The organism is Williamsia muralis (assembly GCF_002735905.1).
Taxonomy (GTDB): Bacteria; Actinomycetota; Actinomycetes; order Mycobacteriales; family Mycobacteriaceae; genus Williamsia; species Williamsia muralis_A.
Map to the genome: position 1 here is coordinate 533,005 of NZ_PEBD01000004.1, position 16,074 is coordinate 549,078.

A 16,074-nucleotide genomic window follows, 5' to 3' on the forward strand; every position below is an offset into this window, starting at 1 on the left:
ATATGACGACCCAACAAGCCGATCCGCCACATGCCGCTGACCATCCGGGTTTCTTGGATGCGGTCCGCGGGCAGCCGGTTGCGGTGTGGGCGACGGCATTCGCCGCCGTCATCGCCTTCATGGGTATCGGTCTCGTAGACCCGATCCTGCCCGAGATCGCCAAGCAACTCGATGCCGGCGCCGACCAGGTGACTTTGTTGTTCGCGGTGTACATGGGTGTGCAGGTGTTCGCGATGCTCATCACCGGATACAGCTCGTACCGTTTCGGCCCCAAACGCACACTCATCGCCGGACTCGCGTTCATCGTTGTCGCAGCGGGTGTTTCGGCAACCGCCAATGGCATCGGCGAGCTGATCGCCCTGCGGGTGGCGTGGGGGTTGGGCAACGCCCTGTTCATGGCGACAGCACTCGCCTTCATCGTGGGATCGGCCCGCGGCGGACAACACGGTGCGATCCTGCTCTATGAGGCAGCCCTCGGGCTGGGGCTTGCCGTCGGGCCGCTGCTCGGTGCGATCCTCGGCGAATGGACGTGGCGCGCCCCCTTTGCGGGTACAGCGGTGCTCATGGCGATCGGCGCCTTGCTCTGCGCGATGAAGCTGTCGAAGGATGGTCCGGCCACAGCGCGTCCCAAGGTGGGTATCGCAGATCCGTTGCGCGCGTTACGAAATCGTAGGCTCCTGGTGACAGGCATCGGCTCGGCGTTCTATACGGCCGGATTCTTCACCGTGATCGCCTGGGCGCCGATCGTTCTGGACATGCGACCGATCTTCCTGGGGCTGGTGTTTGTCGGATGGGGCCTCTGCGTCGCGCTCAGCGGCGTGACGCTCGCGCCCCGGGTGGTCGAGGTCCTCGGCGAACGGCTCGGCGTGATCACTGCTGTTGGTGTCTTCGGCGTGGTGATGGCTGTTGCGGCCATCGGAACGGCCGGTGACCTCAAGCCGTTGGTGATGGCCGCGATCATCGTCTCGGGGATCCCGTCCGGTGTGCTGAACACTGCGCTGACCGGGATGGCGATGGCGGCGGGAACCGGTCCGCGTTCGGTGTCGAGTGCCGGATACAACTTCTTGCGCTGGATGGGGGCGGCCGTGTCGGCGCTCCTGGTAGCTCATCTCGCGGAGTGGTTCGGCACCAATGCAGCCCCCTACTGGTTCGCCGTGGGCTACTGCGTGATCGCGGTCGCCGCGATCGCAGTGGTGGGAACGCAATCGGAGCCGGAGCCCGCCGCCGACACCGAGCGCCGTCTCGAAGAAGCCGCGCTGGTGGGCGCCGAAGAGATGTAGTCGTCTTCCACCACCCGAAAATGGTGGGTTGCGGCGACGGCGACCAGCAGGTTTGCTCACCCAAACCCACCACTTTCGGGGTGGGCGGGGTCTAGGGTGAAACGTGTTCTAGTTTCTGTCCTGGAGGTCATGAAGTGGCGTTACGTGTAGTGGTCTGGTCAACCGGCACGATCGGCAAGCTGGCGATAGCGGGTGTGCTCGCCCGCCCCGAACTCGAACTCGTCGGGGTCTGGGTGTCGAATCCCGACAAGGTGGGCAAGGACGTCGGCGAGCTCGCCGGCCTGGGCCGCGAACTGGGAATCGCTGCCAGCGGAGACAAAGAAGAACTGCTGGCGCTGCGCCCCGACTGCATCGTGCACGGAGCCATGACCGACGACCGCATCATGGAATCGGTCGAGGACCTGATCAGCTTCCTCGAAGCAGGGGTCAACGTGGTCTCGTCCGGACCGGTTGCGCTGGTCTATCCGGACGGTGTGTTCCCCGACGACTTCAACGAGCGCATACGCGCGGCAGCGCGAGCGGGCAACGCCAGTCTCCACGTCAACGGCATCGATCCGGGTTTCGCCAATGACGTCCTGCCGTTGGCGATGACGTCGTTGTCCAAGCGGATCGACGAACTGCGAGTGGCCGAGATCGCCGACTACTCCACGTATTACCAGCCCATGACGATGACCGAGCTGTTCGGTTTCGGTAAACCCATGGACCATCAGTCGATGCTCTGGATGCCGGGGGTGTTGTCGCTGGCGTGGGGTCCCGTCGTGCGCCAGCTCGCCGCCGGCCTCGACCTCACCCTGGATGAGCCCCTCTTGGAGCGGATCGACCGACGACCTGCCGAAGAGGACTACGACATCGCGTCGTGCCACATCGCCAAGGGGACGATGGCTGCGGTGCGGTTCGAGGTGATCGGCACCGTCAACGGATCTGAGCGCATCATTCTCGAACACGTCACCCGCACGAAGGCCGATGCCCAACCCGAGTGGCCGATCCCCAGTCACGGCGACGGCTGCTATCGCATCGAGATCACCGGCGATCCGGTGATGACGGTCGACTTCGTGCACCACGGCGAGAACGGCGATCACAACGATTCCGGAATGCTGGTCACCGCAATGCGTTTGGTGAACGCTGTCCAGGCCGTGGTGGAGGCCCAGCCCGGTCTGCTGACCGCGTTGGACCTCCCGCAGATCACCGGTCGGGGATTGGTCACCAAGGACTGAGGTGACCACCGGCGACCATCAGATGGCCGCCGGTGTGGCGCCGGAGTCGGCCGAAGCCTTGCTCCCGGCGACCTTGAGCTGCCCCTCCGCCACCATGAAGGTCACGAAGTCACGCATCGTGTCGGCGACCGGCCTCGGCGAGTGGCCGAGCTCGGTTCGGGCCTTGGTGCCATCGACCACCGGGGAGGCCTCGAGGGACCCGAGTGCCGCCTTCGACATCAGATCGGATTTGAAGAGTCGGCAGATGGGCTCGGCGACCGGCAGGATGGCCTTCACCATGCTCATCGGGAACGCGAATGCCGGCCCGCGACGCCCTGCTTCTCGGGCGACCATCTGGAACGCCTCGAGCATGGTGACCATCTGCCCGGTGAGCAGATAGTTCTCACCGGTCCGGCCGTGCTCGGCCGCGGCGATCAGGCCGGCCGCGACATCACGCACGTCGATGAGATCGAATCCTCCGGTGACCAGTGCGGGCACGCGGCCACGCGCCGAATCCAGCAGCATCCCGTTGATGCGTGAGAACGGGGTGTGGTCCACCGGGCCGATCACGGCGGTCGGGTTGCAGATCACCCCGTCCAGTCCGCGGTCGATGACCTTGCGCAGCTCTTGTTCACCTGCCCATTTCGACCTGTCGTAGACCGGCAGCTCGGCGTTGTCCGACCGGCTCGATGTCTCGTCGATGACACCACCGCAGGTGTACTGGTCGTACGAGTGGATCGAACTGCAGTGCACCATACGCCGGGCGCCTACGGCCAGCGCTGCTTCTGCGACAGTGCGGACACCTTCGGTGTTGATCCGCCAGGCGTTGTCGTCGGTGTGGCGCAGCGTGATCACCGCGACCAGGTGGAACACCACGTCCACTCCGGTCAGTGCCTCGGTGATCGACTCCGGATCGAGGATGTCAGCGCTCACCCAGGCGACCGCACCGTGGTCGGCGGCATCGACGGGGTGGTGCCTGTCGATGGCGACGACGGAATGACCGTCGGCGACCAGACGGTCGACGAGATTGCGACCCACAAATCCTGCGGCTCCGGTGACTGCTGCTTTCATGACGATCACTTTCGTTGTGGCCGGGCTCGGCTTCAGGCCACTCGCCGGCGGTTCGGCACCACACTAGAACATGTTCTAGTTTTGATGAACCGTCCAGTTACGTCGCATGGGTGAGGGGACTGGTCGCGGGGCTCGTATTAAGACCACGTGACAACTTCGACGACGGGACACGCTCGCCCTGAAAGAACTCCTGACCAGGGCTAACGTCTTGTGAATGACAATTGTGACCGCAGGCCCCGGCGTATACGGACCCGACGACATCGAGGGTCTCCTCTGGTTCTACGACATGCACGGCTACGTCGTGTTGCGGGGGATGCTCGCCGAAGCCGACACCGCGGCCATCGAATCGGAGTGCGTCGACGCCCAGCAGAAGGTGGTGTCCGGGGAACTCGACGACCGCTACGGCTCGACGGTGTTCCTCGATGAGGCTGCCAAGGCCGACAAGTTCGCCAACTACGTGGAGTACATCAGCGAACTGTCGCCGGCGGTCGACGCCGCGATCACCCACCCCGTGCTGATCGACATCATGAAACAGCTTGTCGGCGAATCATGTTGGATCCGGGCCCACGAACAGAACGGCGTGGTGTACCAAGATGCCCGGCCTGGAAGGGAGTCGGGCTACACGCGTATCGGCTGGCATTCCGACTGGCAGGCGAGCCCCAGTCTCGATGTCTGGCCGAGCACCGCCTTCACCGTGCACATCGACGGCACCAGCCCGGCGAACGGATTCCTGCGGGTGGTGCCGGGAAGTCACCTGTGGGCGACCCCTGCGCCGTATCGCAATGCCAACGGGGTGTCGGTGCCGTCGACGGCGCGACCCTCGGGCGGCCGCACCGACCGCACACCACCGTTCGAGATGCCGCTCGGATTCGAGAAGATCCGCGGTGAGGTGGGCGTCTACGCCGAACGCGGCGACATCATCTTGCACGACGCCTACCTGTGGCATTCCGCAGCCCGGGCCACCGACGATGCCGCGCTGCGCAGGCACGTGCGCGGCGGTTACTTCGGCGGCGTGAAACCTGCTGCCGGCGTAGAGGAATTCATCAAGAACGCGGCACGGTAGACAACGCGGGCCGAGACACGTGGCCGAGGCTCGCGACCGTTACAGATCCCAGGTGTGCACGGGCGCGCCGTCATGCATCCGTTCTATGTACTCGCGCAGCATCCCGGCCAGCGCCTCCTCGCGACTGTCGCCGGCCTGCTCGCGCGCTTGCACCGAGGCACGTTGCCACACCGAACCGGTTTGCCGGTTGAGGGCACGTCCCTCGATGACCGAGAGATAACGGTCGCGGGCGTCGGCGCTCACACCGAACGCCTGTAGCCCTTCGTCGGCCAGCGGCAACAACTTTCGCAGAACGAGCTCGTCGGGTCGTACCCAGCCGAGCGTCGGCCAATACAGTTGCGAGTCGATCCCGTCACGTGAGGCCGCCTGCAGGTTCTCGGCTGCGGCATCAAACGACATCTGCGACCACAGCGGCCGTTCGGCGTCGACCAGGCCACGCAGCACGCCGTAATAGAACGAGGCATTGGCCATGATGTCGACAACGGTCGGTCCTGCAGGCAACACCCGGTTCTCGATGCGCAGATGCGCGTGACCGTCGACCACGTCGTACACCGGACGGTTCCAGCGATAGACGGTGCCGTTGTGCATGCGCAGCTCTGTCAGCTCGGGGATCGTGCCCGCCTCGAGCTGTTCGAGTGGGTCATCGTCGGAGACCACCGGCAGCAGCGACGGGAAGTACCGGGTGTTCTCCTCGAAGAGGTCGAAGATCGTTGTGATCCAACGCTCCCCGAACCACACGCGGGGACGGACGCCCTGATTGATGAGTTCCTGCGGCCTGGTGTCGGTGGCCTGCTGGAACACCGGGATGCGGCTTTCGTGCCAGAGTGCCCGGCCAGCCAGGAAAGGCGAATTGCCGGCCAGTGCCACCTGGACACCTGCGATGGCCTGTGCCGCGTTCCAGTGATCCGCGAAATCCTCAGGTGCCACCCGCAGATGCAGCTGCAGTGACGTGCAGGCCGCCTCGGGCAAGATCGAGTCGATCGAGGTGTGCAGCCGTTCGGATTCGCCACCCGGGGCCAGTGGCACTCCGGTGATGTCGAGTTCGATGTCCTCGCCGCGGGCGGCGAAAATCTGCTGGTTCAGCAGATCGTACCGCGGATTGGCCGAGATCCATTGATGCGCAAAGTGTTCCTGGCGCAACGTCGGCAGCATGCCGATCATCACCAAGTGGTTGTCGGTGCCGGCCGCGCGCTCCTCCGCGCGGTTCAGTGAATCGCGCAGAGCCTGCTCGAGCGACACGGTGTCGCCGCCGACGAATGGGCGGGGTGACACGTTGATCTCGATGTTGAACTGGCCCAACTCGGTTTGGTAGTCGGGGTCGGCGATCGCCTCGAGCACAGTGGCATTCGACATCGCCGGGTTCATCGCCCGATCGACCAGGTTGAGTTCGACCTCCATGCCGAGTAACGGCTGCGGTGGATTGCCCTGATCGGTGAAGAGTCCGTCCGCCAGCATCCGGGCGACAGCCTCTGTGCATCGCCCGACCTGTTCGCGGAACAGTCGGCGGTCCTCGCGGCTGAACTCTTGGGTGTTCACATCCGTGCCCATTGACTCATGGTGTCACGGACTTCCCGTGATGTTCTCCCCGACGGGGGCCTGTGCAGAACTGCCGGTCAGGCCACAGTCTCCGACAACCGGCCCGCGTCGAGGCGCCATTTGCGTGTCGAGCGCGCCGTGGCAAGCATCCGTCTGTCGTGCGTGACCAACAGGACTGTCCCGGAGAACGACTCGACTGCCTGCTCCAACTGTTCGATGGCCGGAAGGTCCAGGTGGTTGGTCGGTTCGTCGAGCACAAGCAGGTTCACCCCGCGGGCCTGCAACAGCGCCAGGGCGGCGCGGGTGCGTTCACCGGGCGACAGCGAATCGGCCGGCCGCATCACGTGGTGACCGCGCAGACCGAACTTGGCGAGCAGGGTACGCACGTCGGCCTCGGTGAGATCGGGGACCTGCACGGCGAAGGCGTCGGCCAGTGGGGTCTCGCCGGTGAACAACGCACGTGCCTGATCCACCTCGCCCACGAGGACTCCGGCGCCCAATACAGCCGTGCCCTGGTCAGGGGTGACGGTGCCCAGGAGTAGCCCGAGAAGTGTCGATTTGCCTGAACCGTTCGCTCCGGTGATCACGATGCGGTCGCCGACGTTGACCTGTGTGCTGATGGGTCCGAGTGTGAAGCCGTCGCGGACGACAGCCGCGTCGTTGAGGGTGGCCACCACGGTGCCCGACCGTGGAGCGGTGGCGATCTCCATCCGCAGCTCCCACTCTTTCCGGGGTTCGGCCACCTCGTCGAGGCGTTCGATGCGGCGCTGCGTCTGCCTGGCCTTGGCCGCCTGCTTCTCGGTCGACTCCAACCGGACCGCGCGACCCATCTTGTCGTTGTCCTTGGACTTACGGCGCGCGTTGCGCACACCGTGCTCCATCCAGCCGCGCTGCATCTGTGCGCGTTCGGTCAACGCGTTCTTGGTGTCGGCGTATTGGTCGTACGCGTCGCGCGCATGCTGACGGGCCACCTCGCGTTCGACGAGGAACGCTTCGTAACCGCCGGAGTACACCGACACCTGCTGCTGCGCGAGGTCCAGCTCGATGATGCCCGTGACGGTCCGGGCCAGGAATTCCCTGTCGTGGCTGACGATCACCAGCGGTGTGCGAGCACCGCGGACGAAGATCTCGAGTTGATCGAGCCCGTCGAGGTCGAGGTCGTTGGTCGGTTCGTCGAGAAGGAGGATGTCGTAGCGGGACAACAACAACGCCGCCAAGCCGACCCTGGCCACCTGTCCACCCGACAGGGTGGTCATCGGTGCGTCCAGGTCGATCGTCAGGCCCAGCTCCGAGGTGACCTGTTCGGCGCGCTCGTCGAAGTCCGCCCCACCCAGGTGCAGCCAGCGTTCGAGCGCCGGCGAATACAGGTCGTCGCCGCCGTCCGCCAGTGCGGCGGCGGCCTCGTCCATCGCCGATTGCGCCTGCGCCACCCCCACCCGGCGGCACAGGAAGTGCCGGACCGACTCCCCGGAGACGAACTCGGCCTCCTGGGCGAGGTAGCCGACCTCGGCATCCGGGGGACTGAGGGTGATGGTGCCGTCGAAGTCGGCTGTGCCCTGGCCGGCGAGCAGCGTCAGGAGCGTCGACTTGCCGGCACCGTTGGCGCCGACCAGCCCGAACACGTCGCCCTCCGCAACGGTCAGATCCAGATCGGAGAACAACGTCCGCTCACCGTGACCTGCGGACAGTCCGGCGGCATGCAGGGTGGCGCTGATGGTGGTGACGCTCCTTCTCGGATTCTGGGCTGTCCGCAGGATATCGCCTCGACGCGGCGGCCCGGTTCCGCCGGTCGTGCCGTCACGAACCGGTGAGCACCACCAGTCGTTGCGTCGCGCGGGTCATCGCGACGTAGCGATCCACCGCGCCCTCGACACCGACACCGAACGACTCCGGGTCGATCAGGATGACCAGATCGAACTCGAGCCCCTTCGACAGCTGTGGCGTCAACCATCGGACGCGCGCAGGCTCCCCGAATCTGCTTGTGTCCACCTCGTCGTCATCGATGACACAGACCGTGCCGTCCGGGTTCTCCGCCAGCCAGGGCTCGATGATGGGGCCGAGTTCAATGATCGCGACGAGGTCGGTGACGGACTGGTGCTCCACCGGGAAGCCGCTGCGACGGACCGACATCGGCACGTTGGCATCGGGCACCACGGCCCGGATCACAGGCTCGGCCTCGGTCATGACCTCTTCGGGCGTGCGGTAGTTGATACCGAGCGTCGCGACATCGATGCGGTCGAGTCCGACGCGTTCGAGTCTTTCCCGCCAGGACTCCATCCGAACCTCAGACGTTCCGGGGTCGGTCACCGTGAAGCCGTGCCGTGCCTGCGCGCGGTCGCCGACGATGGTGAAACTACGAGAAGGGCACCGTAGCAACAACATCTGCCATTCGGCGTCGGTCAACTCCTGGGCTTCGTCGACGACGATGTGGGCAAACGGGCCCGCGTGGGGATCGCCCGAGTCGTCCTGCCGGTCGGTGTCGTCGACCAAAGCCTGGCTCAGATCGTGGCCGCGCAACATCGACATCACGCGCAGTTCGGAGTCGTCGGATGCGATGAGGTCGTCGACCACCCCGGATCGGCGTTCGTGTTCGGCCCGCAGGTCTGCACGTCGGCGGCGGATGCGTGAGGCTGCCTCCGGGTCGCCCAGTCGGTGTCGGGCGGCGTCGAGAAGAGGCAGGTCAGAGACAGTCCACGCCCGCGGATCAGGACGTTGCAGTGCAGCGACCTCCTCGGAGTCGAGCCAGGGCGCACACATGCGGAGGTAGGCGGGAACTGACCACAGATCCCCGACGAGGTCGGCGGCGTCCACCATCGGCCAGGCCCGATTCAGCGCGGCGCGTAGATCTTCATTCTGCCGCAGCGACTTTCGAACCTGATCGGTTCCGACGTCACCCCGGTACCTGTCGATCAGGATCTCGATCAGTTCCTCCAGAATCGCCTCGCGTGCCTCGTTGTGGGGTGTGCCGCGGTCCGGTGACCGGAAAGCCGCCGCCCAGTCCTCGGCGCTCAGCCAGGTCTCGCTCCAGTCGGTCTCGACGGTCATGCCCTTCAGCGGCGGCTTCTCGTAGAATCGGACGGCCACCTCGACGGCGTTCACCAAGTCCACCGATGCTTTGAGTCGCGCCACCGCCGGGTCGGCTTCGACCTGAGCCGTCGCCCCCTCCGGCACGAGGTCTCTCAAGGTGCACGTCCGCACCCCCTCTTCTCCGAGGCTGGGCAGGACATCGGCGACGTAGGACAGATAGGGCTCGTGTGGACCGACGAACAAAACGCCGCCCCGTTGATGGCCGAGGCGCGGGTCCGAGTAGAGGAGGTAGGCCGTTCGATGCAGTGCGACAACGGTTTTGCCGGTGCCCGGTCCACCGTCGACGACGAGTGCACCGCGCGATCCGCCACGGATGATGGCATCTTGATCCGCCGCGATCGTGCCCAGGACGTCGCGCATCTTGGCCGATCGGTTCTGTCCCAGACTTGCGATGAACGCCGACTGGTCATCGAGCGCTGCGCTGCGTTCCGCGTCTGCGACCCCCTGACCTTCCATGATGAAGACCTCATCCCAGTAGTCGGTGATCTTCTCGCCGGACCATCGGTAGCGACGGCGGCGGGTCAGGCCCATCGGATCGGCATGGGTGGCACCGAAAAACGGCTCGGCGACGGGGGAGCGCCAGTCGACCATCAGTTGCCGCCCAGAGCTGTCCGTCAGTCCCAGTCGCCCGACATACACCGGTTCTGAACCGTCCGCGCCCACCATGTGCCCGAGACACAGGTCGACGCCGAACCGCCGCAGTGTGCGCAGGCGCGCAGTGAGCCGGTGGACCTCCATGTCCCGGTCCATGGCCGCCCGGCCCTCGCCTCCCGGCGCCTTCCGTTCGGCGTCGATGCGATCCCGCAGGTTCGAGATCGTCTCTTCCAAACTCCTCGCGACGTGGGTGAAATGGTGCTCATCGTCCGCGATCAGTACGGGGTCGGCCTTGCGTGCCAGGTGGTGGGGTAGGTCGAAAACACTGGTGGACAACGGGTTCAAGCGCTCATCTCCTCTGACGGCTCCGCATCGCGACGGCTTGCTGCCACTGCACGGAAGGGCCGAAAGTTGGCCGTGGACAGTGAGTTTGCGCCCTCTACCGGGCCTTGCCGCAAGCCCCTGGGTGCGCTATAAATTAGAAGGGGCAAGGACACGTGCATCGGTGGGCGTGCCACGATTGGGTGTGCCTTCTCGTAAGCCGGTCGACCCGGCAGCCATGCGTGCCGCGGTGGCGCTGGTCGTACCGTGGCTGAACGATCCCGCGGCCGCCGAGCCGACACGAGCCGAACTGGCCGATGCCGTGCGAACCTCTGCCCGCACCCTCGCTCAGGTCGCACCTGGTTCATCGGTCGAGGTGCGGGTTCCCCCGTTCGTCGCGGTGCAGTGCATCGAGGGACCTCGACACACCCGGGGCACGCCGCCGAATGTGGTGGAAACAAATTCGCGCACTTGGCTGTTGTTGGTGACGGGACAGCTCGAACTCGTCGACGCAATCGACTCGGGGATGGTCACCGCATCGGGGAGTCGCGCCAGGGAGATCAATCACTGGCTACCGCTCGTCTAGATTCCGGTGCTGGTGAGACAGTTGTGACAGACACACACTCCGGCGATTCGCTAACGCGATTCGGCTGCCCGTAGACTTGAGCCCACGCCCTCCACCAGCCCACCTCATGGGAGTGCCAGTGACCGAGCTGTCGATCAACAGCAAGAACCTGTTAGACGCCGACGAGCCTGAGAACGAGCCACGCGAAGAATGTGGCGTGTTCGGTGTCTGGGCACCCGGTGAGGATGTTGCAAAGCTCACCTATTACGGTCTGTATGCCTTGCAACACAGAGGCCAGGAGGCAGCGGGCATCGCCGTGGCCGACGGCTCGCAGGTCTTGGTGTTCAAAGACCTGGGGCTCGTCTCGCAGGTGTTCGACGAGCAGACCCTCGGCGCCATGCAGGGCCACGTGGCCATCGGCCACTGTCGCTACAGCACCACCGGCTCCACCACCTGGGAGAACTCCCAGCCCATCTTCCGTACCACCGCCGCAGGCACAGGCGTGGCGCTCGGTCACAACGGAAACCTCGTCAACACCTCCGACCTGGCCAGCAAGGCTCGCGATTTCGGTCTGATGGATTCACGGCGCGCCGGCGGCGCCACCTCGGACTCGGACGTCGTCGGGGCGCTGTTGGCCCACGGCGCGGCGGACTCGACCATCGAGCAGGCCGCGATGGAGTTGCTCCCGACCCTTCGGGGTGCGTTCTGCCTGACGTTCATGGATGAGCACACGCTCTACGCGGCGCGTGATCCTCATGGTGTTCGGCCACTCTGCCTCGGCCGTCTCGACCGCGGATGGGTCGTCGCATCCGAGACCGCAGCCCTCGACATCGTCGGCGCGTCCTACGTCCGTGAGATCGAGCCGGGCGAACTGCTCGCCATCGACGCCGACGGCGTCCGCAGCTCACGCTTTGCCGAGGCCACGCCCAAGGGGTGCGTCTTCGAATACGTCTACCTCGCCAGGCCCGACAGCGTCATCAACGGACGCTCGGTGCACACCACCCGGGTGGAGATCGGTCGCCGGCTGGCGCGCGAGTTCCCGGCCGAAGGCGACCTCGTCATCCCCGTACCCGAATCGGGCACACCCGCCGCGGTCGGATACGCCCAGGAATCGGGGATCCCCTACGGGCAGGGGCTGATGAAGAATGCCTACGTGGGTCGCACCTTCATCCAGCCGTCGCAGACCATCCGTCAGCTGGGCATCCGACTCAAACTCAATCCTCTCAAAGAGGTCATCCGCGGGAAACGGCTTGTGGTCGTGGACGATTCGATCGTCCGCGGTAACACGCAGCGCGCGTTGATCCGAATGCTCCGCGAGGCAGGTGCGGCCGAGGTGCACGTGCGTATCGCATCGAGCCCCGTGCGCTGGCCGTGCTTCTACGGCATCGACTTCGCGTCGCCCGCCGAACTGATCGCCAACGGCACGGACTCCGAAGAACATCTCGTGGAAGGCGTCCGGCACGCCATCGGGGCAGACTCCCTGGGCTACATCAGTACCGACGAGATGATCGCCGCCACCGAGCAGCCCGCCGACAACCTCTGCGCCGCATGCTTCACCGGTGAGTACCCGATCGAGCTGCCCAAGGAGACGTCCATGGGCAAGGCGGTTCTCGAGACGATGCTCAAGAATGCCGCGACGGGTTCCGACGTGCTCGCCGACAACGACAACGTGAGCGCAATCCGCCGGCCCTAGGCCGCAGTCACCGTTCTCGGTCGCGAGTCGTCTATGGCGTGAGGATGACTCGGTAACCCGTCGAGGGTCTGCCTTGCGCAGTTCCCCGTTGTCCGCCGATGTAGGCAATGCACGTCGCCAGAACTCATCGGGTACACCTCGGGTAGCGTGAGACCGGATTATTCGCCACCACGGCAGCCCCTGCTGCCGGACTTCGAGAACGGGAACCACACGCCGATGACCGACAACGAGCCCAGCAACGCCTCATATGCTGCGGCGGGAGTGGACATCGATGCCGGTGAGCGAGCGGTGGAGCTGTTCGCCCCGCATGCCAAGCGCACGCTGCGTCCCGAGGTCATGGGTGGACTCGGAGGCTTTGCCGGCCTGTTCAAGCTCAAGGGTGGCTACCGCGAGCCGGTTCTCGCGTCGTCCACAGACGGTGTGGGGACAAAGATCGCGGTGGCACAGGCCATGGGCAAGCACGACACGCTCGGTCGCGATCTCGTGGCGATGGTGGTCGACGACCTCGTCGTCTGCGGTGCCGAACCGCTGTTCCTCCAGGACTACATCGCCGTCGGCAAGGTTGTGCCCGAGGTCGTCGCAGAGTTGGTCAAGGGAATCGCCGATGGTTGCGTCGAGGCCGGGTGCGCGCTGCTCGGCGGCGAGACGGCCGAGCACCCGGGTTTGATGGCAGAGGGCGATTACGACCTGTCTGCCACCGGCGTGGGCATCGTCGAGGCCGACGCAGTGCTCTCGCCGGACCGCGTGCGGCCCGGTGACGTCGTTATCGCGATGGGCAGCAGTGGCTTGCATTCGAACGGATACTCACTGGCGCGCAAGGTGTTGCTCGAGTGGGGCCACATGGACCTCGGTGGGCACGTCGAAGAGTTCGAGCGCACCCTTGGCGAAGAGTTGCTGGAGCCCACTCGTATCTACGCCAAGGACTGCCTTGCCCTGGCTGCGGAGACCGACGTCCGGACGTTCTCACACGTCACCGGGGGCGGGTTGGCCGACAACCTGGCCCGCGTCATCCCCAGCGGCCTGGTCGCAGAACTCGACCGCGGCACCTGGTCGCCGGCACCCATCTTCCAGATGATCGCCCAGCGCGGACGCGTGGAACGTATCGAGATGGAACGGACCTTCAACATGGGCGTCGGAATGGTCGCCGTGGTGGCGCCCGAAGACACCGACCGCGCATTGGCCGTCCTGACTGCTCGCCACCTGGATTGCTGGGTGCTGGGATCGATCAAGAAGTCCCACACGACAAGCCCTGGAGATCACAAGAAGAAGACCGGGGTTGCCGAGCTGATGGGCGAGCACCCGCGGTTCTAGACCTGAATGGGAGCTGCGGCCTGATCAGGGATGTGCCCGATCAGGATTGCGACCCGATCACGGATATGCCGAGTGGCCCGCCCTGACCGGAGTCGCCTCAGGGGGTTGTCAAGAGTGGTGGTTCGAACCAGATGGCCCGAACCCCCGGCTCGCCGTCAGGCTCGCCGCCAACTCTCCTCATCGGACCACCGATCGTCCGTGAACCCATCGTTCGGTTCAGCGGAATCGCCACCCGACAGCTCTCGCTGCAAGCTGTCGAAGTCGGTGTTCGGTGAGCTGTACTTAAGTTCACGAGCAACTTTAGTTTGCTTCGCCTTCGCCCGGCCGCGGCCCATAGGGGACCCCCTCGCGCAATGAAGGGGCGGCCAAACACGTGGCGGCCCCATTCTGTGTTTACAAATATGGTCGTGAAACACAGTCTAGCGTGCTCGCAAGCGTGATGCGGACCGGCTCGTCGGGGGCCCGCGGAATTTACCTGCTCTTCTTGCGAAGCCACCGCTCTGCGTCCCGCACGACCTTCGGCGGAAGACTGTCGGCGGCCAGTAGTTCCACCAGAGCATCACGGTCGGGGCCGGTGATCAGATGCCGGACCAGAACCCCATGATCTGGCCGGGAAATGACCCTGACCACATCACCCGCCGTCACGGCACCCGGCTGGACCACACGGAGATAACAGCCCACGTCGGCCTGGGCATTGAAGCGCTTGATCCAGTTCTCCTCTTGCGCCCAGTCGGCGAAGGTGCGACACGGGGTACGCGCAATCGTGACCTCCAGTTCGAGAGTGTCACCGACCTTCCAGCGCTCTCCGATCACTGCATCGGTCGTGGCCACGCCTGCGATCCTGAGGTTCTCGCCGAACCATCCATAGGGCAACTCTCGATCCAGTTCCGTTGCCCATCGCCGGGCCTCGTCTTCGCTGTAGGCGTAAACAGCCTGATCCACTCCGCCGTGGTGTTTGACGTCGCAGACGTGATCGATGTCGAGGCCGTTCTCGTTCACATCCACCGGACCGTCGATCGCCCGCTTGTCGATGGCGCTGATCCCGACACCACCCGCCAGGCGATGCTCCTCGTGCACCGCGCACACGGCCAGCACCGTGCCCTCGGCCAAGCTCACCTGCCCCTCGATTTCTCGCTGTGCCGGCCGACCAGGCAGGTGCTCACCGTCATCATCTGCCCCTCAATTTTTCGCTGTGCCGGCCGACCAGGCAGGTGCTCACCGTCATCATCTGCCCCTCAATTTTTCGATCGCTGCCCGTCCGGCCTGCACTCGGTCATCAGCTGGTACCGAAGTGGGATCAATGGCCGCGGTGGTGCCGCCGGTCTCGAGGGCCGTGTCGGCAGGCACGCCCCGCTTGACCAACGCAAGCGCGATCGGCCCGTACTCGAAGTGTTCGACAACGGTGCCGATCCGCCCGACTGCACGTCCACCCGCGGTGACGGGATCACCGGTGACGGGACGGCTGTCGGCACTGCCGTCGAGGTGCAGCAGGAGCAGTTGCCGGGGAGGCTTACCGAGATTGTGCACGCGGGCAACCGTCTCCTGCCCCCGGTAACACCCCTTGTTCAGGTGCACCGCACCCATCTCATCCGGCGACCCGATCCAGTTCACCTCATGAGGGATCGCGCGGTCATCGGTGTCGATGCCCAGTCGGGGTCGCAGTGCGGCGACCCGAAGAGCTTCGTAAGCCCAGGAACCTGTCGGGCGCACGCCGACCGCGGTCAGGCTGGACCACCACGTGATCAGCTGACCGACCGGGATGACCAGGTCGATGGCCTCGACGGAGGCATGCTCACCGAGAGCCGGCATCACGCGCCAGAACCCGCCGTCGGCCAACGGCCCCGCGTCGTAGACCGATGCCGTCGGAGGTACGCCGAGCAACTGTGCGACAGCACCCCCGCGGGTTTGCGGTCCCAGCAGGCTCAGCACCGCCATGTCCGGGCGTCTGGCGACCTCGACCTTCGCCCAGAAGATCATCTTCGTCAGGAACGCGGCCAACGGCTCGCCGCGATGCGCCTCGGTGTCGATCCACGTGGTGCCGTCGAGGTCGGTCTGGATGAAGTGATCCTCGATCCGGCCGTTGCCGTCGAGGTTGAGGTTCTCTGCGCTGCGTCCGTCCGAGAGGTCGGTGACGAACTGACTGGAGATGGTGTTGAGCCAACTGAGCCGCTCGTCGCCGGTGAGGGCGATGACGCTGCGATGCGAACGGTCGATCACCACCGCAGAGGTGGTCGCGGCGCGTTGCTCACCGAACGGGTCACCGAAGTGCCACGCCACTGCTTCGTCTGGGGAATTTTCCAGGCCACCGACTGCGCCTGAGGCGCGTAATGAATCCAACAAAACAGTCACGTCATCATCGT

Annotated in this window: 13 protein-coding genes; 6 read left to right on the top strand and 7 right to left on the bottom strand. The window is 65.3% G+C overall.

Annotated features, from left to right (window positions below; genetic code table 11):
- Positions 1-2 precede the first annotated feature (2 nt).
- Both CSW57_RS03175 and CSW57_RS03180 read left to right on the top strand, forming a co-directional pair.
- The gene (locus CSW57_RS03175; RefSeq protein ID WP_099381409.1) at positions 3-1,280 is read left to right on the top strand and encodes an MFS transporter; all 1,278 of its coding nucleotides are present in this window, start codon (positions 3-5) and stop codon (positions 1,278-1,280) included.
- 134 nt (positions 1,281-1,414) lie between these two features.
- Positions 1,415-2,494, top strand: a complete 1,080-nt coding sequence (locus tag CSW57_RS03180) for an NAD(P)H-dependent amine dehydrogenase family protein (protein ID WP_099381410.1) — start codon at positions 1,415-1,417, stop codon at positions 2,492-2,494.
- 18 nt (positions 2,495-2,512) lie between these two features.
- On the opposite strand, the gene CSW57_RS03185 is transcribed toward CSW57_RS03180, so the two are convergent.
- Complete coding sequence (locus tag CSW57_RS03185; RefSeq protein ID WP_099382008.1) at positions 2,513-3,544, bottom strand: NAD-dependent epimerase/dehydratase family protein; 1,032 nt, start codon at positions 3,542-3,544, stop codon at positions 2,513-2,515.
- A gap of 214 nt (positions 3,545-3,758) precedes the next feature.
- Here CSW57_RS03185 and CSW57_RS03190 point away from each other — a divergent pair, with 214 nt between their 5' ends.
- Positions 3,759-4,607 (top strand): phytanoyl-CoA dioxygenase family protein, encoded by an 849-nt coding sequence (locus tag CSW57_RS03190; RefSeq protein ID WP_189339117.1) that lies wholly within the window; start codon positions 3,759-3,761, stop codon positions 4,605-4,607.
- A gap of 39 nt (positions 4,608-4,646) precedes the next feature.
- On the opposite strand, the gene CSW57_RS03195 is transcribed toward CSW57_RS03190, so the two are convergent.
- From CSW57_RS03195 to helR, 3 genes are all read right to left on the bottom strand, one after another.
- Complete coding sequence (locus tag CSW57_RS03195) at positions 4,647-6,155, bottom strand: glutamate-cysteine ligase family protein (RefSeq protein WP_099381411.1); 1,509 nt, start codon at positions 6,153-6,155, stop codon at positions 4,647-4,649.
- A gap of 65 nt (positions 6,156-6,220) precedes the next feature.
- Entirely contained in the window at positions 6,221-7,858 is a 1,638-nt protein-coding gene (locus CSW57_RS03200; RefSeq protein WP_099381412.1) for an ABC-F family ATP-binding cassette domain-containing protein, read from the bottom strand.
- Positions 7,859-7,940: 82 nt separating this feature from the next.
- Entirely contained in the window at positions 7,941-10,169 is a 2,229-nt protein-coding gene (gene helR, locus CSW57_RS03205; protein ID WP_099381413.1) for an RNA polymerase recycling motor ATPase HelR, read from the bottom strand.
- A gap of 181 nt (positions 10,170-10,350) precedes the next feature.
- Between helR and CSW57_RS03210 the strand changes: the two genes are divergently transcribed.
- The 3 genes from CSW57_RS03210 to purM all read left to right on the top strand — a co-directional run bounded on the left by CSW57_RS03210 (position 10,351) and on the right by purM (position 13,714).
- A complete protein-coding gene (locus CSW57_RS03210; protein WP_099381414.1) occupies positions 10,351-10,731 on the top strand; it encodes a sterol carrier family protein in 381 nt (126 codons plus the stop codon).
- 118 nt (positions 10,732-10,849) lie between these two features.
- A complete protein-coding gene (gene purF / locus CSW57_RS03215; RefSeq protein WP_030173945.1) occupies positions 10,850-12,403 on the top strand; it encodes an amidophosphoribosyltransferase in 1,554 nt (517 codons plus the stop codon).
- A 216-nt stretch (positions 12,404-12,619) separates the two neighbouring features.
- Positions 12,620-13,714 (top strand): phosphoribosylformylglycinamidine cyclo-ligase, encoded by a 1,095-nt coding sequence (gene purM / locus CSW57_RS03220; protein ID WP_023957310.1) that lies wholly within the window; start codon positions 12,620-12,622, stop codon positions 13,712-13,714.
- Positions 13,715-13,869: 155 nt separating this feature from the next.
- Here the strand turns inward: purM and CSW57_RS03225 are convergent, their stop codons facing one another.
- The 3 genes from CSW57_RS03225 to ygfZ form a co-directional block, all read right to left on the bottom strand.
- Positions 13,870-14,049, bottom strand: coding sequence for a DUF3073 domain-containing protein (locus CSW57_RS03225; RefSeq protein WP_081729715.1), 180 nt, complete (start codon positions 14,047-14,049; stop codon positions 13,870-13,872).
- Between the two features lie 136 nt (positions 14,050-14,185).
- On the bottom strand, positions 14,186-14,824 hold the full coding sequence (locus CSW57_RS03230) for an MOSC domain-containing protein (RefSeq protein ID WP_099382010.1): 639 nt from the start codon (positions 14,822-14,824) through the stop codon (positions 14,186-14,188).
- A gap of 114 nt (positions 14,825-14,938) precedes the next feature.
- Positions 14,939-16,063 (bottom strand): CAF17-like 4Fe-4S cluster assembly/insertion protein YgfZ, encoded by a 1,125-nt coding sequence (gene ygfZ, locus CSW57_RS03235; protein ID WP_370623886.1) that lies wholly within the window; start codon positions 16,061-16,063, stop codon positions 14,939-14,941.
- Positions 16,064-16,074: the final 11 nt, after the last annotated feature.